The organism is Pseudomonas sp. LBUM920 (assembly GCF_003852315.1).
Lineage (GTDB): Bacteria > Pseudomonadota > Gammaproteobacteria > Pseudomonadales > Pseudomonadaceae > Aquipseudomonas.
This window is the reverse complement of sequence record NZ_CP027762.1, coordinates 3,887,156-3,910,523: the sequence shown is the minus strand read 5'-3', so window position 1 is coordinate 3,910,523 and position 23,368 is coordinate 3,887,156. Positions and strand designations below refer to the sequence as shown.

General features: G+C 57.2%; 18 protein-coding genes and 2 pseudogenes. 9 read left to right on the top strand and 11 right to left on the bottom strand.

The window, feature by feature from the left end; all coding sequences use genetic code 11:
* Positions 1 to 17 precede the first annotated feature (17 nt).
* From C4J83_RS30805 to C4J83_RS18025, 5 genes and pseudogenes are all read left to right on the top strand, one after another.
* A pseudogene (locus C4J83_RS30805) lies at positions 18 to 405 on the top strand (tail fiber domain-containing protein); the annotation flags it as partial.
* 392 nt (positions 406 to 797) lie between these two features.
* Positions 798 to 980, top strand: a pseudogene (locus tag C4J83_RS30800) (glycoside hydrolase family 19 protein); the annotation flags it as partial.
* A 563-nt stretch (positions 981 to 1,543) separates the two neighbouring features.
* Positions 1,544 to 3,451: a hypothetical protein gene (locus C4J83_RS18035; protein WP_124417825.1), complete on the top strand. Its 1,908-nt coding sequence runs from the start codon at positions 1,544 to 1,546 to the stop codon at positions 3,449 to 3,451.
* Positions 3,452 to 4,065: 614 nt separating this feature from the next.
* A complete protein-coding gene (locus C4J83_RS18030) occupies positions 4,066 to 4,548 on the top strand; it encodes a DUF2846 domain-containing protein (RefSeq protein WP_124417824.1) in 483 nt (160 codons plus the stop codon).
* A gap of 324 nt (positions 4,549 to 4,872) precedes the next feature.
* Positions 4,873 to 5,892 carry an alpha/beta hydrolase gene (locus C4J83_RS18025; protein ID WP_124417823.1) on the top strand — a complete coding sequence of 340 codons (1,020 nt, stop codon included), beginning with the start codon at positions 4,873 to 4,875 and terminating at the stop codon, positions 5,890 to 5,892.
* Positions 5,893 to 6,105: 213 nt separating this feature from the next.
* Here the strand turns inward: C4J83_RS18025 and C4J83_RS18020 are convergent, their stop codons facing one another.
* The gene (locus C4J83_RS18020) at positions 6,106 to 6,666 is read right to left on the bottom strand and encodes a fasciclin domain-containing protein (RefSeq protein ID WP_106579822.1); all 561 of its coding nucleotides are present in this window, start codon (positions 6,664 to 6,666) and stop codon (positions 6,106 to 6,108) included.
* Positions 6,667 to 6,954: 288 nt separating this feature from the next.
* On the opposite strand from C4J83_RS18020, the gene C4J83_RS18015 reads away from it, so the two are divergent.
* Both C4J83_RS18015 and C4J83_RS18010 read left to right on the top strand, forming a co-directional pair.
* Positions 6,955 to 7,446, top strand: coding sequence for a GNAT family N-acetyltransferase (locus C4J83_RS18015; RefSeq protein ID WP_124417822.1), 492 nt, complete (start codon positions 6,955 to 6,957; stop codon positions 7,444 to 7,446).
* Positions 7,447 to 8,486: 1,040 nt separating this feature from the next.
* Entirely contained in the window at positions 8,487 to 8,966 is a 480-nt protein-coding gene (locus C4J83_RS18010; protein ID WP_106579820.1) for a hypothetical protein, read from the top strand.
* An 846-nt stretch (positions 8,967 to 9,812) separates the two neighbouring features.
* Here the strand turns inward: C4J83_RS18010 and C4J83_RS18005 are convergent.
* On the bottom strand, positions 9,813 to 10,196 hold the full coding sequence (locus C4J83_RS18005; RefSeq protein WP_124417821.1) for a DUF1090 family protein: 384 nt from the start codon (positions 10,194 to 10,196) through the stop codon (positions 9,813 to 9,815).
* A 353-nt stretch (positions 10,197 to 10,549) separates the two neighbouring features.
* Here C4J83_RS18005 and C4J83_RS18000 point away from each other — a divergent pair, with 353 nt between their 5' ends.
* Positions 10,550 to 10,747, top strand: coding sequence for a hypothetical protein (locus C4J83_RS18000; RefSeq protein ID WP_119736188.1), 198 nt, complete (start codon positions 10,550 to 10,552; stop codon positions 10,745 to 10,747).
* A gap of 432 nt (positions 10,748 to 11,179) precedes the next feature.
* Here C4J83_RS18000 and C4J83_RS30795 read toward each other — a convergent pair whose 3' ends face one another.
* Positions 11,180 to 11,314, bottom strand: a complete 135-nt coding sequence (locus C4J83_RS30795) for a hypothetical protein (protein ID WP_256660607.1) — start codon at positions 11,312 to 11,314, stop codon at positions 11,180 to 11,182.
* A gap of 470 nt (positions 11,315 to 11,784) precedes the next feature.
* On the opposite strand from C4J83_RS30795, the gene C4J83_RS17995 reads away from it, so the two are divergent.
* Positions 11,785 to 12,081, top strand: coding sequence for a putative quinol monooxygenase (locus C4J83_RS17995; protein WP_124417820.1), 297 nt, complete (start codon positions 11,785 to 11,787; stop codon positions 12,079 to 12,081).
* A gap of 2 nt (positions 12,082 to 12,083) precedes the next feature.
* Here the strand turns inward: C4J83_RS17995 and C4J83_RS17990 are convergent, their stop codons facing one another.
* From C4J83_RS17990 to C4J83_RS17955, 8 genes are read right to left on the bottom strand one after another with little or no spacing between them, the layout of a single operon-like run.
* On the bottom strand, positions 12,084 to 13,133 hold the full coding sequence (locus tag C4J83_RS17990) for a hypothetical protein (RefSeq protein ID WP_124417819.1): 1,050 nt from the start codon (positions 13,131 to 13,133) through the stop codon (positions 12,084 to 12,086).
* Positions 13,134 to 13,145: 12 nt separating this feature from the next.
* Positions 13,146 to 14,954 carry a hypothetical protein gene (locus tag C4J83_RS17985; protein WP_124417818.1) on the bottom strand — a complete coding sequence of 603 codons (1,809 nt, stop codon included), beginning with the start codon at positions 14,952 to 14,954 and terminating at the stop codon, positions 13,146 to 13,148.
* Between the two features lie 3 nt (positions 14,955 to 14,957).
* A complete protein-coding gene (locus C4J83_RS17980) occupies positions 14,958 to 16,256 on the bottom strand; it encodes a hypothetical protein (RefSeq protein WP_119736180.1) in 1,299 nt (432 codons plus the stop codon).
* Positions 16,257 to 16,314: 58 nt separating this feature from the next.
* A complete protein-coding gene (locus tag C4J83_RS17975) occupies positions 16,315 to 18,675 on the bottom strand; it encodes a hypothetical protein (protein WP_124417817.1) in 2,361 nt (786 codons plus the stop codon).
* Between the two features lie 10 nt (positions 18,676 to 18,685).
* Positions 18,686 to 19,828, bottom strand: coding sequence for a hypothetical protein (locus C4J83_RS17970; protein WP_106579812.1), 1,143 nt, complete (start codon positions 19,826 to 19,828; stop codon positions 18,686 to 18,688).
* Positions 19,798 to 21,243: an alkaline phosphatase family protein gene (locus C4J83_RS17965; RefSeq protein ID WP_124417816.1), complete on the bottom strand. Its 1,446-nt coding sequence runs from the start codon at positions 21,241 to 21,243 to the stop codon at positions 19,798 to 19,800. The genes C4J83_RS17970 and C4J83_RS17965 overlap by 31 nt, the downstream gene beginning before the upstream one ends.
* Positions 21,233 to 22,447, bottom strand: a complete 1,215-nt coding sequence (gene eboE / locus C4J83_RS17960; RefSeq protein WP_124417815.1) for a metabolite traffic protein EboE — start codon at positions 22,445 to 22,447, stop codon at positions 21,233 to 21,235. The genes C4J83_RS17965 and eboE overlap by 11 nt, the downstream gene beginning before the upstream one ends.
* The gene (locus C4J83_RS17955; protein WP_106579809.1) at positions 22,444 to 23,328 is read right to left on the bottom strand and encodes a TatD family hydrolase; all 885 of its coding nucleotides are present in this window, start codon (positions 23,326 to 23,328) and stop codon (positions 22,444 to 22,446) included. Before C4J83_RS17955 ends, eboE begins: the two co-directional genes overlap by 4 nt.
* Positions 23,329 to 23,368 lie beyond the last annotated feature (40 nt).

Here is a 23,368-nt window from a genome sequence, read left to right as displayed (position 1 = left end):
AGGATTTGATATGGATGAACTTGACCGGCTCAAACGTTGACGTGTATGGGCGCAACGTACGTGGGCACGATGACACTGTTCGGCGCTGACTACCGCTTCAGAAATACATCAAGGAAGCGCCCAAGGCATCATGCTTGGACCGTATCGACGCTTACTGGATCGTTACCTACCAGCGCAAAGCGTTTGGCGATGTGTTCAGAGGGGATGACGTCGTTTATCAAGGTCTGATCGCGCACGAGGCGCAGGGATCAATACGCTTGCCATTACCGGCGAAAAAGATGGGGTTGGCGACGATGGCCAACCCCGCGTTCAGCAACTCGACCGATGGCATTGATCACGGACTTGATGGGAGCTGTCAAAGAATTGCGCGCAGAGCTCGCTGCGTTGAAGGCTGCACAGGCCTAAGCAGCGCTCAACCGCGGCAAACAAGCACGCCGATACCGCCTTGAGCGGTTTTTTTTTCGCCTGGAGGAAGGATCAGCTCAGCGCTTCGAACTTTAAAAGCCGCTACCACGAATGAAAAAATGGTCAGGGAGCTTGGTCCACCAAGAGGGGGGCGGGGTGTAGCATCCGGGCTGATTGGCTGGGGTTGCATTGCAACTGACCTGAAGTCCGCCAGCCTTAATGTCAGGGCCATCTTGGCCACCGCTATAAGTTTTACAGCCGCTAAAAGTAAGGACGGCTAAGAGAAGTATTCCGTATTTCATGGGATCCATCCCTGTTCGCTCCGATAATTAATCGGAGTATATCGAAAGAGTCTCGCCCGACAAGGCGCAGGCTTTTTTTGTCTGGAGAAAAAATTGCTGGAGCAGCCGAAATACGCCGCAATATCAGCAGCATAGTTCTGGTCTACACGCGGACTCAATACTCTGGCTGATGCCGGAGACTTCGCGAAGATCACCCGGCGCATCAACGGTAGACTCACTTGCCAGGATGACCGCAAGGCACTGTATGAAAAGGCACCGGGCGTGCTTTCATGATCTCTGTGCGGATGCAGATCCTTTCCTACTTTGCGGCGCTTCTACTCGCACTTGCGACGTTATTTGGCGCCTACAACCATGGCGTAACTACGGCAGACGCAACATGTGAGACCGAATGGAACGCCGCGCGATGCGGACGCCCAGGCAAAAGCAGCCAACGATGCGTCTACACGGGCTCTTGAGCAGTCTTATCAACGCTCAATCGACAGGCGGTACAAGATGGCCAAATCACCGCTGATATTGCTAATGAGCGCGCTTCTCGTATCAGCGTGCAGCGAACGGCAGATAGCCTTGCCACTCGATTCACAGCACTTAAAGCCAGCAGCCATTCCTGCACTGCCGCCTCAAGCGCGCCAGCCACCCGTGCCGTCTTGGTTTGCCCACGTATTCAAGCGCGCTGAAAAGAGAGCGGGAGATCTGGCAGGACATGCTGATCAAAGCCACGCCCCAGGAGAGACCTGTGAGAAGGCATATGGTGGACTATCGAATTAGGATGTGTATGATCGCCGGCGCATCCAAAAAAAATATAGTGTTCGGTAGAATAGAATTAAGGATCACAGACTGTGCGTCAGGAATATAATTATGGTAATGCTGAAAAATTTAACAGGGAAAAGCTCTATCGCTTAGCAAGTCGCGCGATATGCATGGTAATTGTGGCGTTACCCATCATAAGCTTTCTCATGAGCATAGTGGGCTGGCTCTCGTTTGGCATCGATCTTCCATTTCTGGACGATATGCGACAGTACGAAACCGGCAGTGCAGGTCGCATGGATTTCGACTATATAAGTCAGCCGGCTAATGATACCTATTATTCGGTTGGTCTATTTCTCGATAGCTTGGCATTTAGAGTTCTTGCTGGAAATAGTATTGCTTACCAAGCAATATCGTTGTTTTTTGTTTTAGGTTCAATTCTACTTATGCAGTGGAATTTGTTAGGTCGAGTGGTCGAAAATCGAACTGTAAAAGCTATTGCATTCTCAACTACCATATTTATGCTCCAGCCAGATTCATACTGGGGTTGGCAAAATATGGCTTACCATCAGGCTCTACCATTAGTCTGCTCTTTAGGTATTCTCAGTGTCGCACTCTCTCGACTTGATAAATGGGTGTCTGGTTGCCTTATTGCTGTAATGGCTTTGCTGTCTGGTTTTTCATATACAAGTGGAGCATTTGCCAATCTTTCCATTTTTATCGGGTTTGTCATTTTTTTTGTAATAGCAAAAAATAAATTGTCCGACCGTATTAAGGTGTGCGCGGCATATTTGTTGTTGCCCACTGTTATAACAGTATTTGCACAGCTTTGGGTGATTTTAGCAATCCAGCACGGAACGCATCGACCAGACGCGCCTATGGCCTACCCATGGGAGCCTGATTTCTGGCTTTTCATGCTTGGCAAGGTAGCACGTTCACTTATGCTCCCTAGCCAATACCCTAAGCTATCATTGACGCTGTCAGTAATGATGATGGTGATCGCTACCTTTTTTGCTGCGCGTTCACTTTTTGACTTTATTTTCAATAAGGGAAATAATAAAGTTCTTAGGGTTGCTTTTATTTACCTGTGCTTATATGGGGTGTGCATTTCATATCTAATGATTGTATCAGCAGGAAGAGCGAATCTACGTCCTGATTTCATTAGTGCGCCAATTGATGTGTTTGTTTATGGTTACGGGAGATTTCATTTTTTTTGGCTTACAATATTGTGGCCTTGGCTTGTGATGCTTGGGTTGATGAATTTTAAGTTAGAGCTAAAGTCTAGATGCTTTCAGCTTTCGGCTGGCGCCGTTTCTTTGATTGCTTTGATGGCGTTGGTCTTGTGCACTACAATAATGTCGCATGCCGATTTCTACAAAAAAACAATGGTGGTGCGTGAGTCTATATTCAAGTGTCTCCAGAATGGATTGGACAATAGAGCGCCTTTTGAATGCAGCGATCTCCACCCCGGCCTCAACATGCAAAAGGTGTTTTACATAAGTAGGGAGGCGGGTGCCTCTTATACGCGTCTCATAAATGCTAGGCCTGTTCCTATTGGATCTAATACACCGCCTCCTATCTTTCGACTAACAAGTGATAATGGCTTGGTCGAATTCAAAAATTCACATATTTTGTCTTCGGGGGGTGACGGTGTTTTTATAGATTCGCAAAATGATCCAATGCTGATAATTTCTATAGGTCACGATGAGCTGATGAGGAATTGCTCTGAAATTGAAGTGAACGGTTCATATGATATCGGTCATCAAGACTTGGCCCAGCTATTTTATCTTCCGTCTGGTGTAACTGCATTCTCTGAAGAATTATCAAGCAGAGTTTCGCTACAGGCCGGTAAGGGTACGTTCTCACTCTCTGCGAGAAGCAGCACTGGATTTTCGAGCCTGCTACGCTTTGATCCGACCGTGGGAGCTACAAAAATTCGCCTTATGCAGCTTGAGGTCCGATGCACAATGGACCATAGATCGGGAACGAAGATGCATTGAGGTAAGGGTTATCGCATATTTATTAAGTATCCATGTGCGGGAGGAGTTGACTGTGATGTGGGGTAACTTGAAAGAGTTACACCCACCAGCTAAGTGGATAGGTATTATGCTGCCATGAGTAGATGGTCTAACTGAAGGTCACTATGGACAAGCGGCATGCGGGTGTGTCAATACTGCTGACCTTCGGTGAGTCGTCACAGTGGCGACTGATGTGGTACTTCTACGGCAATTAGTCTAAAGGCCAGAATCAGTTCTGGCCGCTTGTTCCTCACTTCCCCATAGCTGTGTCCACTTAGAACCATTCGAAGACATCCGACGCTTCTCGCTGATGCAGCGCATCTGTTCCAAGCTGTCAATTCAGCGCTCTCAGCCCGGCGTACCTGTTGCACCTCAGCCATTCGGCTGTTCGACGCGCGGCGTTCACGACGCTGTGGGTTGTCGCTGATCTTCGAGCGCATGGCGATTCTAGGCAGGAACTGAAGCCCTCGCTGACCATTCATGGTTTACCGCCAACATTTGGGGGGAGAGTGGGGGGCGTGCAAAATCAGCACAAACCGTTTGATTAGCAGTCTTGCAGTGTTGATCATCAAGCGCTGAATCCGAATGGAGCGGTTATGACTAGGGTATGGAAGATCTCAGCACTTGTCTGGTTAGGGCTACTCAGCGCCTGCACGATCACAGGGCCAACATTTACCCCTCTTGAAAACGTGGGTTCCCAACGGGGTGTCATCTATGTCTACAGGCCCAGTAACTACGACATGGGTTTAATGTCTGCCTTGATTTCTTTGGATGGCAAGCCAGTAGCGTCTCTGGAGAACGGTGGTTATGTAGCCGTACCTGTTACGCCAGGTGAGCACACGGTCACTCAGAAATGGAAAGCTGGAATTCTGGGGAATGCTGATCTTGAGGGCGACACCACCGCCGTTGTCATCGACGTTAAAAGTTCAGATGCCTCGTATATCAGCCTCACGTCCAGCAGCGCCAGAGTGCGTGTAAACCAATCAAACGCTGTCAAGCTGCATTGGCAGCTCAATAAAGTCTCTGCCGATCAGGCATTGTCCGAGATTTCTGAATGTAGAAAGGTTGAGGCGCTCTAGTTCCCATCGGGTCGCAAAACCAACAGCCAAATTGCGCGCAAAGAAAAGCCCGCGATGGGGATTAGCGGGCTTAAAGGGATGTTCACCAGGAGCTTGGGTTCACCATAGGCGCTTGACTGTGAAAAGTTTGTGAGCGCCTGGCGAGGTCACTGTCTGGAGTGCGATATAAGGCCAATGGCGTCCAGTCAGCCATGCCAAGGGCTTGAGGCGGGCTACAGTGCAACAATGCGCCGTGATGAAATAAAGGCGTTACTCTTGGAACAGGCGACGCAACCTGGCGCCGCCGCTTCGCTCCTATCCGCCGGTGTTGCACCAGGAGATCCTGTGTCCACTTCCACGCTGACCTCGTACATCTTCAGCACGCCCCGTCATACGACCCACTATGTGGCGTCGGGACCTGCCGAGGGGCCATTGATGATGTTCCTGCACGGCTGGCCGCAGCTCAGTCTGATCTGGCGCGCGCAGATGCAAGCGTTCGCTGCTCAGGGCTGGTACTGCGTTGCACCCGACATGCGCGGCTATGGCGGCTCTTCTGTGCCGGCGGACACCCACGCGTATACCCTTGAAAACATCGTGGCAGACATGGCAGAGCTTCATGACCACCTCGGTGGAATGCCCGCCATTTGGGTGGGCCACGATTGGGGCAGCGTTGTTGCGGGTGAATTGGTCGCCCATGAACCCCAGCGCAGCCGTGGCGTTGTGCTGATTTCGGTCCCGTACTTCCCCACCACGAACGCGCTGCCGACGCTCGTCTCGCTGGTTGACCGAACGATCTATCCGGCAGACGAGTATCCAGACGGTCAATGGGATTACTACCGCTATTACAACACGCACTTCGCGTCCGCCGTCGCTGACCTTGATGCCGATAAAGCCGCATCACTGGCTTCGATCTATCGACGAGGCGACCCTGCGAGCATCACCAAAGTCGCATCAAACGCCCAAGTCACCAGCAGAGGAGGGCGGTTTGGTGAAGCACACCGAGCCCCGCCCACCCAGCCCGACCCCGCGCTTTGGCCGCAGACGGACTTCGCGGCACTGGTGCGCAGATTTGAGCAGCATGGTTTTCGCGCGCCCTGCGCATGGTATTTGAACGACGATGCCAACATCGAGTACGCCGATCGAGCGCCCAATGGCGGCCGCCTGTCCTTGTCCGTACTGTTTGTAAACGGTGACTACGACCCGATGAATACCATCAAGGGTAACCAGTTGGGCGAGCCAATGCGTGCCGCCTGCGCAGACCTCACCGTAACGAGTTTATCTGGCGGGCATTGGTTGCCGGTGGAGTGCAAGACCGAACTCGTCGAGGCAATCAGTACCTGGCTTCATTGCAGAAACTTACGATGAGTATCGAGACTTTAATGTTGCGGTGCGCCTGCTAAGGCTTGTGAAAGTTTCGGCGGGTAGAGAAGGGGCTGATGAGCTCACCCAAGGGTTTCTTGGTTCGGATGCGATGATCATCGCCGTTCGCCACATCGCGCGTCGTTGAACTGACCGTGACCGGCTATTGGCAAACCCCGCTACCCGGCAAACTGCGCGTCTGCCGGGCTTGAGGAGCATTTAAGGCATCAAGACCGAGTCAACAACGTGGATCACGCCGTTGGACTGCATCACGTCTGCGATGCTGATACTTGCCTTACCGCCTTTGGCATCTACCACCCAAAGCTTGCCATCGTGCAGCTTGATATTCAGCGACTCACCTTGAACTGTTTTCAACACAACGGTGCCGCCGTTCTTTTTGGCGTCGGCCATCAGTTGTGCCGATGTGTGAGTGCCGGGTACGACATGGTAGGTCAGGATTTTAGTCAGGTCGGCTTTGTGTTCAGGCTTGACCAGCGTATCGACGGTGCCTGCAGGCAGCTTGGCAAAGGCTTCGTTTGTCGGTGCGAATACGGTGAATGGGCCTTTGCTATTGAGCGTATCAACCAACCCGGCAGCCTTGACGGCTGCAACCAGCGTCGTGTGGTCCTTTGAATTGACCGCGTTTTCCACGATGGTTTTACTCGGGTACATCGCTGCGCCTCCGACCATCACAGAGTCGGCGGCGAAGCTGACGGTTGCGGTTACGGAGAGAATAGCGAAGCAGGCTGCTGCAGCAATTTTTTTGTAAAAGGCGTGCATGGTGTATCTCCTTGGCTCGTATGCCCTCCGAGTGAGGGTATTGAATCTACGAACCAGCGAACAAAGTGGATGCACCCGTTCATAAATAAACTTGTGAGCGTCGGCGTGTTCGCTCAAGTCTCTTCCTGAAGCGGCAGCTAATGGCCGAAAACTTCAAGGTTTGAACGCCGAACGAATTTTTTCCGCTGTAGTACAACCCTCGCCAAGAGCGTGTGTTTTGCATCGGTCACTTTACGGGCGTGGCGGCTCGGCTTCATGATAATTCTTCATTCGCACCGGGACCCTGTCATGAACCCAGCACAAGGACGTATCGATTTTTCAGGGCTGACTTGCCGCACGCTTGAGGTCAATGATCTCGAAACCATCTGCATGCACCGGCAAAGCATGTTCCTCGACGCGGGTGGCGATCTGGATAAGTTACAGGTGATGACCCAACATTTTCGACCATGGCTGACGCAACGTTTAAGTGATGGCCGCTACTTTGGGTTCTTGCTGCTTGACGCCGGGCGGCCGGTTGCCGGTATTGGGCTGATGTCCATCGAATGGCCGCCGCACCCATCACATCCTACGTCGGACCAGCGAGGTTATGTGCTGAACGTCTACGTTGAGCCGCAATATCGGCGGCGAGGCTTGGCATCAGCGCTGATGCAGGCAGCTGAAGCGGAGTTTTCTCGACGAGAGATCACATTTGCCGTACTGCATGCTACCCGGATGGGGCGGCCTATTTATGAGCAAATCGGCTGGGCCGGTACGTCTGAAATGGCAAAGTTACTGTCTTAGCTCGATTGCCATGCCTAGACTTTTTCACCGGCGTAAGCCTCACAGCGCTACATTCCAGTCAACTTAGAGCGCAAAAAAATTTTCAATGAATGATGAACTCTGGCTGGAGCCTGACGGTGAGCAGACATTTTGTCTCGCCGGCCCTCAGGGCGAAGATGCACGTAAGCTTTTACATAACGAGGCAGTACTTACTTGGCAGGTCGAGGCCTCAAACCATTTTGAAGCGATGAGTAAGTGCTATTCGTACAGATTAAAAAACCGACTTTCCTGAACAGGACAAGGTTTCCTATAAGGACCTTGATTGGGAGTAAAACACGCTCAGTAATTGACTTTCCCTTAGCGGCGCTCGCCCATTTAGTTTGGGGGGGCGCACCCCGTCGAGTCAGTTGGGTTGGGCGGGGGCGTCTGCGGCGTGTCGACTCGTTGGGCGTTGTACCTAGCAGTTCCCTGCGTGCATTCACCGTCACCATCTGCCTCGGAAAACCCCCATATCGAGCCAGCGTCACTGGCGCTGAATGCTGGGGCGTGCACCGCACGTCATAGAGAGGGTGGGCTAAGTCTCCAACCCCGCATTTTACTAACAGTGTATAAAACGTGATCAATGAATGATTAATAGCATCCGGGAATTCCAGGGAAACATGGATTTGTCATCATCACTCTCGAACAGCCATCGCATTGGCACCCCGCATTCTGTTTATCACGATGCCGTGTATCAAGAACGCAAGGGGCCTTGAGGGAGCGAAAACCCCGTTGCCACCCTGCGCAGGTCATACCCGATAGAAGCGTTCTCTCTCAGTGCCCGCCCATCCAACGGCTCCATGAAAAAGTGTGAGAACGGCCACCGGGCCGTTCCCGCACTCTTGTACTGTGCTGCCAACCGCTACATAATCCCACCGCTGAGGTTGATGTCTTTAGCAGCAAGGACGAAGACTGTGCCACTTATGAGTCGTGCATTTTTCGAGCTGCGCCGATTGCACTGCCAAGCATTTATATATTGAAGAAATCAACGCTACACACATTGACGCCCCTCAGGAATAAACATGTACAAGATGATTGCGGCACTGAGCTTTCTCGCTATAACTTCAGCGACAATGACTGGATGCAATGAAAAGGAAGGAAGCAAGGAAAACGCGGCAGCCGCCAAAACCACCTATAGCCCGTCTGATAAATGCGCCATTGACAACATCGCCGGAAAGACCGGTGCAAGTATTTACGTTCCGCGCAGCGTTGTACAATTCAACGGCTGGGCTTTCGATAGCGTTAACCAAAGTGCTTCGAAGGAAATCAAACTTCGCCTGAACGGTTATAAGGGCAATCCTGTCGCATTCAAGGATCATACTGTTGTTGATCGCCCGGACGTGGCAAAAGCATTCAACAATCAGAAGCTCTTGAAGTCAGGGTTCTCCTTCAGCGCAGATTTGTCTTCGTTGGAGCCAGGTGGCTACAGCATCTCCATTGAGATCCCTGGAGAGAACTCGTCTCTTCTATGCCAATCCAATGTCTTACTTGTAATCGAATAACCCAACATTCGCTGCCAGCCTCGAAGCCACTTCAAATGAAGCCATTCAAATGAAGTCGCGAGTATGAGCGTTGAGGCTCGCAGCGCTTGATTTAAAAAGTCCCCAGTCGATTGAAAAAGCAAAATTCAGCACCACAGAAAAAATGCCTAATATTGCTCACTTAAGCGCAGCAACCCTACAATCCCGCTTCGAACGGTGATTCAAAAACGTCCCGATTACACCTGCCTACAGCCTTCACCATTCGTAAAAATAGTATTGAATGCAGCTGTTACAGTGGGCTGCCCCGTGACGTATTTGCCTGAATTTAAAGCTTGCATCTGCCTGCGTTCGGGCTAGCGACTGCGTGGCCAAAAGCCTCAGCGCAGGTCGTGGATTCGAGTCTAATCAAAACCGCGAAGATCAACGCCCAAGAGCCTGTGTGTTTAGGTGCTGAAGCATTCGCCACACGCTTCGTGGTAGAAGGCTACGAAGCTTAGTCGATGCAAGTGCCACATTATAAAAAGAAGGTCGCTTGCGGCTGTAGGTGCAGCTGGATGAGGGCTGCACTTATCATTCAAGTCCGAGAAGTAATTCTTCAACTTCGGGTGGTTCTGCCGCTCGCTAATATCGCGCAAGTGAGAGCGCCAGACGGTGATGGAGCACAGTTCAGCGCTAATTAGTGCTCGATAACTTGATCAGTCGCAAGTGTTTAGCAAAGCTGCAAGTAGCCCCGGTAAGGCTTTTGCTGCGGTTTCAAAGTGCATGAGAAAGGCTCTTGCTTGATTCACACAGAAGCCCCGTTCAGGCGGGGCTTCTGCATTTCTGGGCTTAAAGACGCTCGACGCTGGAGCCTCCGATTGTTTCTTCTTACTTGAACAAACCACCGATGGCATTGATGGCATCCGCGGCCTTGTTCATGTTTTGCTGGCGTTGAGGATGGGTGTCCACTTGTGCCTGAGCGTTGTAGTTGGAATTATTGCAGCTTTTGTTGGTTTGTGTCAGCGCCGCCTGGAAGGCCGTTGCGCGCAAGCTGTCACCCTTGCCTTTGGCCGCGTTTATGTTGGCCTGCAGGTCGCGCATCTGTTGCTGGCAGGAGGCGTTATTCGTGCTGAGGGTGTTGCTATTGCTGTTGCTGGCGCCGCCCAAGGCCGATGACAGGGCGCCCGTCAGGGCGGTCAGGTCGGCAGCGTGGGTGGGCAGGGTAAACAGGCTGAGCAGGGCGGCGGTTGGCGCGAGTTTGGAAAGATGCATGGCAAACCTCAATGTTTGATTGCCTGCGCTCAGGTGGGGACCCGAGCTGGCGCAGAACAATATCCGTATAGAGGTGAGCGCTCGGGTGGAGCGAAATATAGGTTGGTCAATTATTGACCTTCAATATCGGCGTTGCATAAATGTGAGTTGTTTCACGTTGTTCGTCGGCCATCGCCGGCGGCCCATCAGGTTTTTTTGCGTTTCTGCCAGCGTTCGGCAGTAAACATCCCAAGCTTAGAGCCTCAATGCCAAGCATTGATTGGCACCATTCGTCTAATGCTTTGCACTCTGAATGCTGCGCCGTCTCTCAAGCTTAAGTGCGCATTTCCCGTGCGCCGAAGCGGAGAGTCAACATGGAAATCAATGAGAAGGCGCCAGGAAACCTTTCCCAGCAAGCCGTGACGCGCGGCACAGACAACGAAACGGGCCATGATTCGCGTCGAGACGAGGACGCGCTCCCATTGCCGCCTGATGACGACGCGCCGTTGGAAGAAGATATGTCGGATGTCGACGCGGCTGATTCGGTCGCGAGTGAACACCCTGATAACTGATCATTTCACGTCAGCGAACCCGGCCCCAGCGCCGGGTTTTTTATTGCCTGCAGAACGCGATCACCCAAGCAACCCGTCTAGGTCAATGGTTTTAAGCCGATTCGGGGTTGCCATGCGGGGTTTTGGCGATTAACCTGAAAATGTTCGAATTGTTACGAATAATTTCGGGTGCGACCGATTTCGGTTCGCACGACTTCAGGATGAGGAACGAAAAATGTTTTCACACGAAGGTCCCGCACTAGAGCTGTTGCTGTTCGTTTTTGGCTTGGCAGGCCTGCTTCTGGTCGTCTGGTTCTGTCATCACCAATACGAGCGAAAAACCGGGAAGGGCGTTAAAAAACAACAAAATCGTAACGAAAGCCGCTCGACGTAGGGTGATCAAAGCGGTGCCAGCGGTCGGCCATTAAGCCTGACCGCCGGCAAAATGCAGCATTACGCGACGGTGCAAATCCAGCGGTGGTTCTGCCGGTACGGCGCGCGGGTGAAGTGCACATCTGAAACCAGATTCAGGCCGCGTTCCTGAAGCGCTTCGGTCAGTTCTACGAGTGTCTCTGCTTGGATAGTCATCACTGTTACCTCGTCAGATTTACTGCGTTCATAGTTCTTGACCGGGCGGGCAACTGACTAATTCAAATTTTCTATGCGCGTGTTTGATTTATCGCGCTGGGTTGCGATGGGTTCAGCGTCATCGCCAAGTCACGCGGTTCAGTCAACGGATGAAGCGGAGCAAAAAACCGCGCTGGGTGAGTTTACTTAAGCTTGGGCGCAGAAGCGTTTGAGCGATGGGCTACGTAAACGCTGAGTTCTGGCGTGTGATGGATAAGGGATTAACCGCCGCGCATTCAGAATCGCAGACAAAGAAAAGCCCACGATGGGGGCGCGGGCTTAAAGGTGTTCACTTAGGAGCTGAGTTGAGCCTATGCGTGCGACTGTGAAAACCCTGTGAAACGCGCCCCTCGGTTAAGCTTTTTTTGCACCTGGTTGGTGTGCTCACGTACTGTGCGACTTCCTTAACCAACCTTTGCGGTGGTGTTTGCATGTCAGATGAAGTGCGGCTTGTCGTCATAATCAATACGCAGCCCGGCAAGGGCGCCGAGCAACGTGCAGCGTTCGCGAAACTGGCCCCATTGGTCAGGGCCGAGCATGGCTGTCTGCACTACGATTTGCACCCCGTGGTCGGCAACCCTGACAGTTTTGTCTTGATCGAAAAGTGGGCCTCGAAGGACGCCCTGGGCGCCCACCATGTGGCCGCTCATATGGTCGAAGCGGCCCGGCACAATCCGTCTTTTCGCGCCGGCCCCGCGACCGTTTTGCTGTTGGAGGATGCGGTTTAGGCTCATAGCTGCACCCGCCGCAGCCTGCCACTGAGCGGCGCCACACTGCCGTCGGGTGTCGGCAGCGGTCGGCCCGTCAAGCCCATGCCTTCGCTCACCACTACCGCGTCCTGCACCACACACAGGTTGGAGGGCGTATCCAGCCCGCGCGCGAGCACTTCAACCGTTGCGTTGTGCAGGTCACAGCGCAACAGCCGCCCGGTAAAGCGCGTAAAGCCTCCGTGCAGCGGCTCGCCATTCCAGTTCGGCAGCAAGGGTTGTTGCAAATGGCTGCACAGCTCCAGCACCAGTAGATTGCCTTGCGGGCACAGCGCCAGCCCGGTGGGCAGTTGCAGGCCGCGAATCACCACCTCGGTCTGCCCGCTGGCCGGGTGAACTCGAATCACTTGCCCGGCGTAGTCGGCAAAGTCGATGCCTTTGCGCGCGGGGTCGCCGTGCAATTCGCCGGAGAACAGGCTGATCAACACGGCGCCTGTGTGCGGTTCGTACACCAGGGTGACAGGCACAGCCTCCTGACCCTCATCCAGAACAGGCAATTGCGCGAGCACGCGTTCTTGCTCACCGTGGCTGAACTCCACCAGTTGATTGGTATCCGGTTTCACCGCCAGCCAACTGCGTCGCGTCGGGTGGTAGCACAGCGCGTTCAGGTTGCCACGGCTGTGGAACACCGGCTCGGGCGGGCTGTATTGCAGATCGAGCAGTCTGGAACCGCCGACGTAATCGGTCTGGCTGGCCAGGCAACGTCCGTCACCGCAGGCGATGTCGGACAGGCCCATGATTTCATCCCGCAGCATGCGCGCCTGCAGGTTCATGCTGCGAAAACCCTGAGCGAGCACTTCGCCGGGCAGATAGGCGCCCGGCCTTAGAGGGTCGGGCGGCAGTCGACTGATGCGACTGCTCAAAGGCTGGTCTGCCGAGCCTGAGCCGGCTTCGGCCAGCAACAGGCTGCCATCGGCCTGCAGGCACACACCACGCGGGTTGAGCAGGCCTTCGGCGATAACGCTGCTCGGGCGCAGGGATTCGATGGGCTGTACGGGAATATGGAGTGTCATAGCGTTTGCCTCCTATTGCGGTGGCTGCCACGGGCTGCCGGTGAGATAGGCCCGCAGCAGTGCGCGCTGGGCGGGGGACATCGAGCGCACGACCGGCATGAACAACGTGGTGCCTTTGTAGGCGTCCGAGGTGCGCGCGAGGATGGCGTTCTTCGCGCCCATGATCGCGTCAGGATGGTTCAACGGCACGTAGCGCGACATGGCGGGGAACGCCAGGTAGTGAAAGCGCAGCACATTCGGGTACACCTGTTGCCAGGTAATGACGCTGCCCCTGGCGATGCCAAAGTCTGTCTGAGCGTATTTTCGAAAGTTGGTGAAAAAGGCGCCGTTGTCCACGCCATTGGCCGTGCAGGTCAGGGCCACGAAGCCCGCCTGGGCGGCGCTGCCGGATGTGAGCGTCACGGGAAAACTCACCGTCTGTTGGCCCGCATTCACGGTCAGCGAGGGCGGAAAGTTGAGAAAGTCCGTGTATTGCTTCTGCTCGTAGACGCCCGGTGCGCTCGCTGCCAGGCCGATCGTGGTGGCGCCGGGCACCGGCCCGCCGAGGTAGCGAACCTGCAAGGTGATCGTCAGGCCGTTGGGGTAATCCTCCAGGTACACATTGCGCTGATCCGCATACACCCGATAGGTCGACTCGGTCGCCTGCAACTGAGTCCCGGCCACCTGGCCAGGGGCGTTGATCGCCAACGGCGTGGTCCTGACGGCCTGCTGCTGGCTGGTGGTCAGCGCCACATCGACGATGCCGCCATACACGTAGTAATTGACCAGTGGGCTGGCAGTCGGGTTAAGGGTGATCAGCGGCGCGGCACCGGCCGAAATGGTCACCGGCCCATAATTCGCATTCGGCCCGATCGGGCTGGTGATGTCGTCCCGTACCGCACGGAAGGTTTGCTTGGGAATCACGTTGACCATGTCCAGGCTCAACAGCCCGTTATTGCCCAGCGCCGCATAGGCGGCGTTGTTCGTGGCCGCATTGATCAATTGCCGCCCCGGCTGGCAGCTCAGCGGCTCGCCGGCAAAGGCCGGGGCCAGCGTGCCGATGACCCGGCCGATGCTCGGGTTGGGCGTGTATTTGCCGGCAGCATAATCGGCATCAAGCTGCGCGGTGGTCATCTGCGGGCACATCTCGAACATCACGAAGCGCAGGACGATGCCCGTCGCGCCCGGCGCCTGGATGATCGCCTTGAGGCCGCTGCTGTTCGGGTTCCAGCTGACGATGCTGCTCAGCGGGAACGTCAGCTGGAACGTGCCGCTGGCATGGAACGACCCTGGAGCGTCCATCTTTGCCGGCTCGAGCACGCGCCCGGTCACGTCGAAACTGCTGCACACCGCATTGCAGCGAATCAGCAGCTGGATATTGTCATTGCTGCCGATTTGCAGGCCGCCGACAAAAATCTGCGTGGTGGTCGTGGCGCTGGGGTCCAGATCCACCATCATCGGCCCGGACACCGGTGCCTGGCCGCTCACCGGGTCTACTGACCCGAGCAGGTACACCGGCTGACCGACCTGGTCACCCGTTGTACTGATGTTGCCGGGGCTGCCCTGGGAACTGATCAAGGCGTTCTGCAGGTCCACCACGTGCTGGCCGTAGTGGTTCCAGCCGCCGGCGGTGTAGTAGTTGCCGGCGGGCGCGTTGATCATGCTGTTCAACTGGTCGTCGGTGTAAGGCTGCGCGCCGGGTGCCAGGGTCGAAGTGGTCAGGTCGAAGAGCGGCCATTGCTTGTTGCCATTGAAAGGGATGGTCGGCGAGTTATTTGGCAAGCTTACGTCCGTGCGGATGCCGCCCCAGAAATTCAGTCGTGGTCCGTTGAGGATGCTCATGGTCTATTCCTTGCCCGTGGCGTGTGGGGTGATGGGGCTGTTGGCAAATTTGAACAGGTAGGAGAAGTCGGACTTGAACGGGCTCTTCACCGGTGTCGCCATCGAGTGGCAGTTCATGCAACTGCTGGTGGGCTGGATATAGCTTTCCATGGTCACGTTGGCCGACAGCGCCGGGGTCGGCTGGCCCAGCGGATTGCCTGGGTTGTTCGGCATCAGCGGGCGCTGGGTGGTGATCAACTGGTAGTACTTCAACACGCTGCGTTGCAGGCTCGGATCGTTGCGGTAGTTGTTGTTGACCCAGTTCGTCACATCCGCGATGGGCGTCACGCGGTTCAGCGGGTTGGGCGTCTGGAACGTGGTGCCGGGCCTGGGCACGCAGACCAGCTGGGTGCCTTGTGTTTGCCAATTGCAGGGCGACTGGTTCAGCGCGGCGGCGGGCGCGGCCGCATTGAAGTAGGAATAGGCGGTGCCGGGCGCCGGTTGATCGACCCATTGGCCGTTGACTTTGGCTTTGGGCGGCACGTTTTCGACCTGCTCGAAGGTGGACCAGATCCACTGCGGGTAGCCGTTGACCTTGGTGATGATGTGCAAGCCCACCAGGCCCAGGTACGCCTCGCCGACGCCAATGCGTTGCCCCTGGCTGTTGAACCGCGCGACGCGGGCAAACTGCGTGAGGTAATGGCTGGCATTGTCACGGGCGGTGAGCACGCGCCAGCTGGATTTGACCTCGATCACCCCATTGGGGAAGTTGATGGTGTTGGCCTTGGACACCACATTCGCGTTGTAGAAGTTATTGCCGACGATGTAGTTGTAGGACGCCTGGTTGGCCGAGATATCGTAGTAGGTCGGGTTGCCTGCCTGATCGATCAACCAGCCGCCCACCGCCTGGTCGATGGAGTTGACCAGTGAGCTGTTTTTCAGCGCTGCGATGTTGATGATGCCCAGGCTTCTGGCGATCAGCGGGCTATTCCACGGCCCGGGGTTGGCGGCCCCCGGCAGGAAAATTTCGCTGACGGTCTTGTAGGTCTGCCACACGGTATAGCCGGGGTCGCCGGGCTGTTTGCTGCAATTGGGCGCGCCGCGCTGCCCGTCCTGTGCCGGCCAGTTCAAGGCAACAAAAAGCTGCCAGCTGTATTGATCGAACTGGTCCTGGCTGGCAGTGGCTGCGGGCGCGCTCGTGGGCGGCTGGCAATTGAGTTGCGTGGCCAATGCCAGGGGCTTGCCGCTGTCGTCCCTGGCAAAGGCGCCGGGGCTGAGCAGCATCAGCAATAGCAACAATCGGCTCAAGCGGCTGGCGTTCATACAACACTCCTTTGAAAACCGGATGACAGGTGCGTCACCCGGTGGTCCTCTGCGCGGTTTACGCGTAGTCGTTCATGCTCAGCGGGACGGGCGGGTAGTTACGCTTCACCAACGCCTGCGCCCACAGTTCCAGCACCGCGCGACGGCTCTGCGGCATGTCCCGCGTGATGGGCATCGCCAGCGTGCTTTCCTCCTGATAGGCCTTGCTGATCAACACGATCAGTTGGTCGACCGCGCCCTCGATGCGCGTCAGGTTATTGAGCGGCATGTACTTGCTCATGATCGGGTAGAGGTAATAGAACGGCTGCAGGATGAATGGGTAGATGAAGGTCTCCCAGATCAGCTGGCCGGCATTTTCACGCTGATAAATCAGGTTCCAGGCGTTGACGAAATCCTGCTGCATTTGCGGTTCCAGCGGCAGCACACGCAGCGGCGCGAGAAAATCGGTAAAGGCCTGGTTGAGCGGAAAGCTGAAGGGGATCTCCGGTTCCTGACCGTCCTGGACAAAGAAACGCAAGGTCGGAAAGCCCGGCGCCTGGGCCGTGACCGTCAGGTTGGCGATGCCATTGGCGTCGGTCTGGATCTTGGTCAGGCTAAATTGCACCGGGCTGTTCAGCGGGTCTTGCAACGTGCGTTGCAGGGTGATCGGGTTGGCGAACGTCAGCGTCGGGCTCAGGGCGACAGCGGCGGGCGTCGGCAGAAATTGCTGGTAGGTCACCGGCACGGTTTGATCGGCGGGCACCGCCAGCCGGGTTGCCATGAGCTGGCGACCCGTGCCTTCGGTGATCTGGCCGGCCAAGGTCTTCGCCCCGGCAAATTGCGGCAGGCAGGGGCTGTTGTTGGTCGGGTTCTGCGGGTCGTTGTTGAACAGCGAAAAGTCCGCTGCGTTACTGAACGCCAGGTAGTAATCGGTGGTGCACAGCATGTAGGCATTGCCGTATTCGGCCACCCACAACGTGGTGCCGGCCGGTGCGGGCTGGCCGTCGTATTGCACCATCACTTGCAACGTCTTGGTGTCGCCCACGTCGATAAAGCTGGCGCTCTCTACCACCTCGGCGGTCCACAATTGCTGGGTCGCGGCGATGATCGGCGTGGTGCCTTGCTGTTGCAGCTCCAGCGTGCCGGATTGCAGCTGCGCCTGGGCCTCGACGGTGAGGGCCAGGTCGAGGATGCCGGCGCGCTTGTCAAACGCCAATTGCTGGTAATCGTCATAGCCAAAGCTGGCCAACGGGCTGAATTGCGTGCCTTGGCGGATGCCGATCTGGTAGTCGCCGGCCTGGTACTTGGCCGCGACCGGGATGTCGGCCTTGCTGTCGATGGGGTAGAACGGAAAGGCGTTGCCCAGGTCCAGCGACAAGGTATTGCCATGGGCCTGGGCCGAGATCACGCCCAGTTGGACCTGGCTGGTGGTGCCCGGTGAGGTTTTGTAGATCGCCACCTTGGCGGCCGGCACCAGGCGCCTGCCTGCCGGCGCGGTGGGGAATTCGTCCTCAAACCACAACCCCAGGCTGCCCACGGTACGGCTATAGGCCGGGTTGAAGAAAATATCACCGACGTTATCCAGCGCCTGCTGATACATGGCCTGTACCTTGGCCTGGGCCTCGGGCGTGGAGCTGTGGGTGTCGATGGGTGGGTAGTTGTTGAAGATGCCGTTCTTGTCGTAGCAGGTCAGGTAGGTGGTAAAGCGGAACATCAGCCCCTTGGCGTTTTGTTGCGCCATCTGCGCCTGCAGGTTTTGCAGCAACGCCGAGTTGCCGATCACCCACGCCAGGTTTTCCTTCGGGAAGCAGGTCTGCCAGGTGGTGGTCACGTACGCCAGGCCGCCGAGGTTGGCCCAATTGAAATTGAGGAAACGGTCGAGCATGCGGTGTTCGCGGTTGAGCGTCAGGCCGCATTGCGCATTGCCCAGCACCAGCTTGTCGAAGTACAGCGCGGTGAAGGTGTTCTGCCACGGGCTCACGTCGACAAACCGTGCCGGCGACGTCGGCGCGCCGCCAAACGGATTGCCGAGCAACTGATAACTTTGATTGATCAGCGGGTCCTGGCTGACGTAACCACCGTCGGGCAACTCGCCACCGGTGATCACCGACTGGGTCTGGTTGTAGCTCACGGTGCCGCAGGCGTTATCGCCGAACAGGTTCCATTCGCCGGGAATCATCGGGGATGCCAACTGCCCGGCATTGCCCGGCACCTGCATCACGTAGTCCGGCACGGCGGCCGGTGCCAGCGGCGCGATGGTCCAGGGCAGCAATTGGCTGGCGGCGTTCAGCGGCGTGATCTTGAAGGCTTCCAGGAACCGCCAGTTCATCTGCATTTTGACCGCATCGTAGAGCGGGTACATGTCGTTGTTGTTGGCGGTCGGCGGGTTCCAGAACATATGGCCGCCCAGGTAGATACGCGGGAAATTCAATACGCTCATGTGAGGCTCCTTAGCGTTGCCACTGGGCGCGTTTGAGCGACCAGACAAAGTCCAGTTTGTGATACCCGACAAAGTCGGAAGCCGGCAGTGCAGCGGTGGGGTAGACGATGCCGCCGTCTTGTTTGAGGGCGAAGTTGAAGTAGCCCTTGGTCGGCGAATACGCGGCGGTGCCGTGGCAGGCGAAACACGACGACTGGTTCTGGAACGCCGATTCCAATTGGGAGTTGGCGAGCAGGGTCGGCGTGGTATTGGACTGCACGCCGATCAACTCGTATTGCGCCAGTGTCGGGTTGCTCGCCTGAAAACTCGTATTGACCGGTTGCGCCGCCGCGGTCGGCCCGGTGCTGTTGGTCATCGGCGTGGGCGGGATCGCGTTGGTCACGGTGTACTTGCTGTTGTTGCGGTTTTCGAAGGTGGTCCACACCCAGTCGGGGTTCAATTTGTTGATCACATGCAAGCCGCTCAACGCGGCATAGCCCACCACGTACTCAGTGCCTTGCTGGTAGTAGGTCTGGGCGATGTAGTAGCCATCGTTGGCCAACTGCTGCTGGTAGGTCGGGTTGTTGCCGATCCACAGCCAGGCGGCCTTCAGTTCCCAGGCCGTGGAGGGAAAGTTGAGGTCGCTGGTCAATGCGGCCTGGCCATTCACGTTGTAGACCTTCTGCTGCACGATGTAGTTGAAGGTGTCCGGACCCATCAGCAGTTGAAACCGCACCGCCTGGCCTTGCTGGGCTTGCGGCACCTGGCCGCCCATTTCCAGGATCAGCCCGTCCACCTGTTGCGTGGCGTTGAGGTTGTGGAACAGACGATTGACGTTCATGCCCATCGCCTGGGCTTGCGTCAGCACCGCGGCGGGCACGGGTGTGCGCTGGGCGTAGGGCAGGGGTTGCGTACCATTGGCCAGGTAAACCTGGTCTGAAGGCTTCATGGTTTCCCAGGCCCGATCAGGGCTTTGTGCCGCAGCCGGTTGGTTGAGGCAGACAAACCAGTTCCAGGCCAGGGTCTCGGGGCTTTGGGTGAAGGTGGTTCGCGTCTTGTCGATATTGCCGCCAAACTGCAGAAAATCCGTGCAGTCGAAGGCCGTGTTTGCGCCTTGGGCCTGGGCCAATCCGGCCAGTGCACTCAGGACAGTGATAGATAAGGCTCGCCGCATGGAAGCTCCTTGGCATTGGCCAGTTCGAGGTGTGGGCGCCCCAGGAAGTGTTCCAGGAGCAGTTGCTTGACTGCCGTCGCCGCAAGCTGCTGCGGCAACGCCAGATCGCAATTGGTGATCAGCAATGGGCCGGTCTGTGCGCTGCTGGGCAGGCGCCCGTGGCTGCCACGCACCAGCGTGGTGTCCAGCGGAATCAGGTCCATGTAGTAGCGAAAGCCGAGCTTTTTTTGCAGCAGGCGGCGCGCCATTTTTAGTTTGGGGAAGCGAATCGCCGGGTCGATGAACAGCTCGACCGGGTCGTAGCCAGGCTTGCGGTGGATGTCCACGGTGCGCGCAAAGTCCGGCGCCTTGCGCTCATCCAGCCAGTAGTAGTAATCGAACCAGTAGCCCGCGGCGGCCACGGCCACCAGCTCGCCGCTGCGCGGGTGATCGAGCTGCCAGGCACGTTGCTCGGCTGTATCGAGCACCTGCTCGATACCGGGCTGGCGCTGCAGCAAGGCTTTGATCCGCGCAATGTCCTGTGCCTGCTTTACGTAGATGTGCGCAACCTGATGATCGGCCACCGCAAACGCCGCACTGGCGCCCGGGTCGAGCAGTTCCCAGCTCAAGGATTGGCGCACCTGCAACAGGCCTTCGGCGCGCAGCACGCGGTTGATCGACACCGACTGCTCGACCGCTTCGATGCCGTACTCGGACAGCACCATCACCGCCGCCCCCTGCGCCTCGGCGAAGGCCAGCAGGCGCCCCACCTCGGCGTCGATGGCGCGTACTTCATCGGCAATCGAGGGATGTTCAGGCCCCACGCGCTGCAAGCTGTAGTCGAGGTGAGGCAAGTAGATCAATTGCAGGTGAGGGCGATTGATCTGGAACTCGGCCATCGCGCAGTCGACGATCCAGCGGCTTGATGCAATGCCCGCCGCCGGCCCCCAGAAGCCATGGAAAGGGAACTCGCCAATCTGCGCCTCGATCTGCTCATGCAGCCCGGGCGGTGACGAATACAGCCCGAACTGTTTGCGCCCATCGGCCGGGTAATGCGGGCGCGGGGTGATGGCGGCGTCCACGTCGGCGTACATGTTGTACCACCAGAACAACTGGCTGCAGCGAAAGCCCGGGAGCTCGCGCTTGAGCGTGTGCCAGACCTTTTCGCCCTGGATCAACCCATTGGGTTGCAGCCAGAAACGCACCTCGGCCTGATCGCGAAAGTACCAGCCATTGCCGACAATCCCGTGCTGCGACGGCGGTGCGCCAGTGAGGATCGAGGCCTGCACCGTCGAGGTTACGGCGGGGAACACCGGTTGCAGGCTGGCCATCTTGGCGGTCTTGAGCAGGGTGTTGATGTGCGGCGTCGCTTCGCCCAACAGCGAGGGCGTGAGCCCGACCACATTGATCAGCAGCAGCGGTTGTTCAGAGGGCATCGGCGTAGGCCTCCTGCACGTGCAACAGGTTGCGCTGGCGCAGTTGCTCTTCGACCCAGCGCAGCTCAGCGGCGATGCCGGCCAATTGAGCGGCCTCGGTAGCGGGCCGCAATTCAACGGGCAGCACGCCCCAGCTGTAGGTTTCCACCTCCAGCACCGGGCGCACATCGGCATGCGCCGCCAGGTAGTCGAAGGTCTGCGCCAGGGCAATCTGGCTGCCGCTGAGTTCGGGCAGCAACAGGTGGTCGCTGAACAGCGGGATGTGGAAGTGGATGCGCAGTTCGCCGAACCCGGCGCAGTCCTTCAGGGCGGCCGGCAGGTCTGGCCAGGCCACTCGATGGCCCTGGGCCGTGAGCGCTTTCACCTGATGTAAGTACGTGAGTTCGGCGAAGGTGCTCAGGGTCGTGAGCACGTGTTCGCGCCGGCTGGCGTCGTCCGATGGCAAGCGGCAAATCATCGCGTTGGACAGCTGGATCTTGCCCACCGGCACCTCGGCCGCGCGCAGCCGTTCCAGCGACTGGTAGCAGTCTTCGAACATCACCGCCTGATGGCACACATCGAAGCACAACGCCAAGTAGGCATGGTTGGGGTCCATGGATTGCCGGCGCTGGAAAAACGCGATGGCCTGCTCGGTGTTTTCCAGCACGCAGTCCGGTTCCATTTCCAGGCAGAACACGATTTTTTTGCCGGTTTCCCAATGCAGGTGGGCGAGTGCGGCGGTGAGTTGGCTCAGTTGCTCGTCGGCGCGCGCCTGCAATGCCGGCGTCCAGGTGGCGGCATAGCCCAGCGGTACCGTGGAGATCACGCCGTGGACGCAGTCGTTTGGCAAGGCATGGGCGAGGAGGCGCGCCAGGTCCAGGCTGTAGGCCAGGCGTTGCGGGTCGGCCCAATTGGGCAGGTAGACGTCGGCTTTGACGGCGCCCTGATGAAATTCGCCATAGGGAAAACCGTTCAGCGAGGTCAGGCGCAGGCCGCTGTGCTTGAGCAATGCCAGGAACTGCACGCGCGCCGATTCCTGCTGCAGCTGCGCCGCCGCGTGAGCGCAAATCCACAGGCCGCTGTCCTGTTGCTGCAGCCCGCGCAAATTGCGCACGCCTTGAAAATGCTGCTTGATCGAGGCCCGTAATCCGGCCAGGTCACGCGTTGGGTGCACATTGCTGCAATACCCGAGCTGGGCGGCCGTCCAGCCGCTGCAGGCACTCATTTGACCACCGGTTCCTGGCCGCGCAGGGCCGAGTTTTCCTGCCATTGCTTGCGCTGGTCGATGGGCAGTGGCGTGCTCACCAGCGCCTTGTCGAGCTGGCCACTTTGGGCAAAAAAGTCCACCGGGTTATGGAACAGCACCTGCTCGACCTGGGCTTCCGTGAAGCCTGCGGCCAACATCGCCTGGCCGGTCTTGGGCACTTTGAGTGGGTCGCTGATGCCCCAATCCGCCGCGCTGTTGACCACCATTTTTTCGGTGCCGTATTCCTTGAGCAGCGCGACCATGCGCTGCTCCGACATCTTGGTGTTGGGGTAGATGGAATGGCCGCGCCAGCACTCGCTGTCGAGCACCAGCGGCAAGGTCAGTTCGTTGAGGTGGTCGATGATCACCAGGTGTTCGGCGATGCCCACTTCACGGATCACCGCGAGGGTGCGTTTGGTGCCGCCGATCTTGTCGCGGTGCGGCGTGTGCACCAGCACCGGCAGGTTGAATTGCTTGGCCAGCTCCAGCTGCGCGGCGAGAAAGCGGTCCTCTTCAGGGGTGATGTCGTCGTAGCCGATTTCGCCCACTGCCACCACGCCGTCCTTGACCAGGTAGCGCGGCAGAATCTGCAGCACTTCATTGGCGATCGACAGGTCATTCGCCTCTTTGGGGTTAAGGCCGATGGTGCAGAAGTGATGAATGCCAAACATGCTCGCGCGAAAGCGTTCCCAGCCGAGCAGCGTGTCAAAGTAGTCGACGAAACTGCCGACACTGGTGCGTGCCTGGCCCTGCCAGAACGCCGGCTCGATCACGCCGGTGATGCCGGCGGCGGCCATGTTCTGGTAGTCGTCGGTGGTGCGGCTGACCATATGAATATGCGGATCGAAGTACTTGAGCATGGTGAATCCTCGTCAAGGGCAGGGGCGGCGTTGTGCGGTG

Coding starts and splice junctions, on each gene's coding strand:
- C4J83_RS18030 (WP_124417824.1), top strand. CDS start 4,066: ATGACTAGGGTATGGAAGATCTCAGCACTTGTCTGGTTAGGGCTACTC.
- C4J83_RS18020 (WP_106579822.1), bottom strand. CDS start 6,666: ATGCACGCCTTTTACAAAAAAATTGCTGCAGCAGCCTGCTTCGCTATT.
- C4J83_RS18015 (WP_124417822.1), top strand. CDS start 6,955: ATGAACCCAGCACAAGGACGTATCGATTTTTCAGGGCTGACTTGCCGC.
- C4J83_RS18010 (WP_106579820.1), top strand. CDS start 8,487: ATGTACAAGATGATTGCGGCACTGAGCTTTCTCGCTATAACTTCAGCG.
- C4J83_RS18005 (WP_124417821.1), bottom strand. CDS start 10,196: ATGCATCTTTCCAAACTCGCGCCAACCGCCGCCCTGCTCAGCCTGTTT.
- C4J83_RS18000 (WP_119736188.1), top strand. CDS start 10,550: ATGGAAATCAATGAGAAGGCGCCAGGAAACCTTTCCCAGCAAGCCGTG.
- C4J83_RS30795 (WP_256660607.1), bottom strand. CDS start 11,314: ATGACTATCCAAGCAGAGACACTCGTAGAACTGACCGAAGCGCTTCAG.
- C4J83_RS17995 (WP_124417820.1), top strand. CDS start 11,785: ATGTCAGATGAAGTGCGGCTTGTCGTCATAATCAATACGCAGCCCGGC.
- C4J83_RS17990 (WP_124417819.1), bottom strand. CDS start 13,133: ATGACACTCCATATTCCCGTACAGCCCATCGAATCCCTGCGCCCGAGC.
- C4J83_RS17985 (WP_124417818.1), bottom strand. CDS start 14,954: ATGAGCATCCTCAACGGACCACGACTGAATTTCTGGGGCGGCATCCGC.
- C4J83_RS17980 (WP_119736180.1), bottom strand. CDS start 16,256: ATGAACGCCAGCCGCTTGAGCCGATTGTTGCTATTGCTGATGCTGCTC.
- C4J83_RS17975 (WP_124417817.1), bottom strand. CDS start 18,675: ATGAGCGTATTGAATTTCCCGCGTATCTACCTGGGCGGCCATATGTTC.
- C4J83_RS17970 (WP_106579812.1), bottom strand. CDS start 19,828: ATGCGGCGAGCCTTATCTATCACTGTCCTGAGTGCACTGGCCGGATTG.
- C4J83_RS17965 (WP_124417816.1), bottom strand. CDS start 21,243: ATGCCCTCTGAACAACCGCTGCTGCTGATCAATGTGGTCGGGCTCACG.
- eboE (WP_124417815.1), bottom strand. CDS start 22,447: ATGAGTGCCTGCAGCGGCTGGACGGCCGCCCAGCTCGGGTATTGCAGC.
- C4J83_RS17955 (WP_106579809.1), bottom strand. CDS start 23,328: ATGCTCAAGTACTTCGATCCGCATATTCATATGGTCAGCCGCACCACC.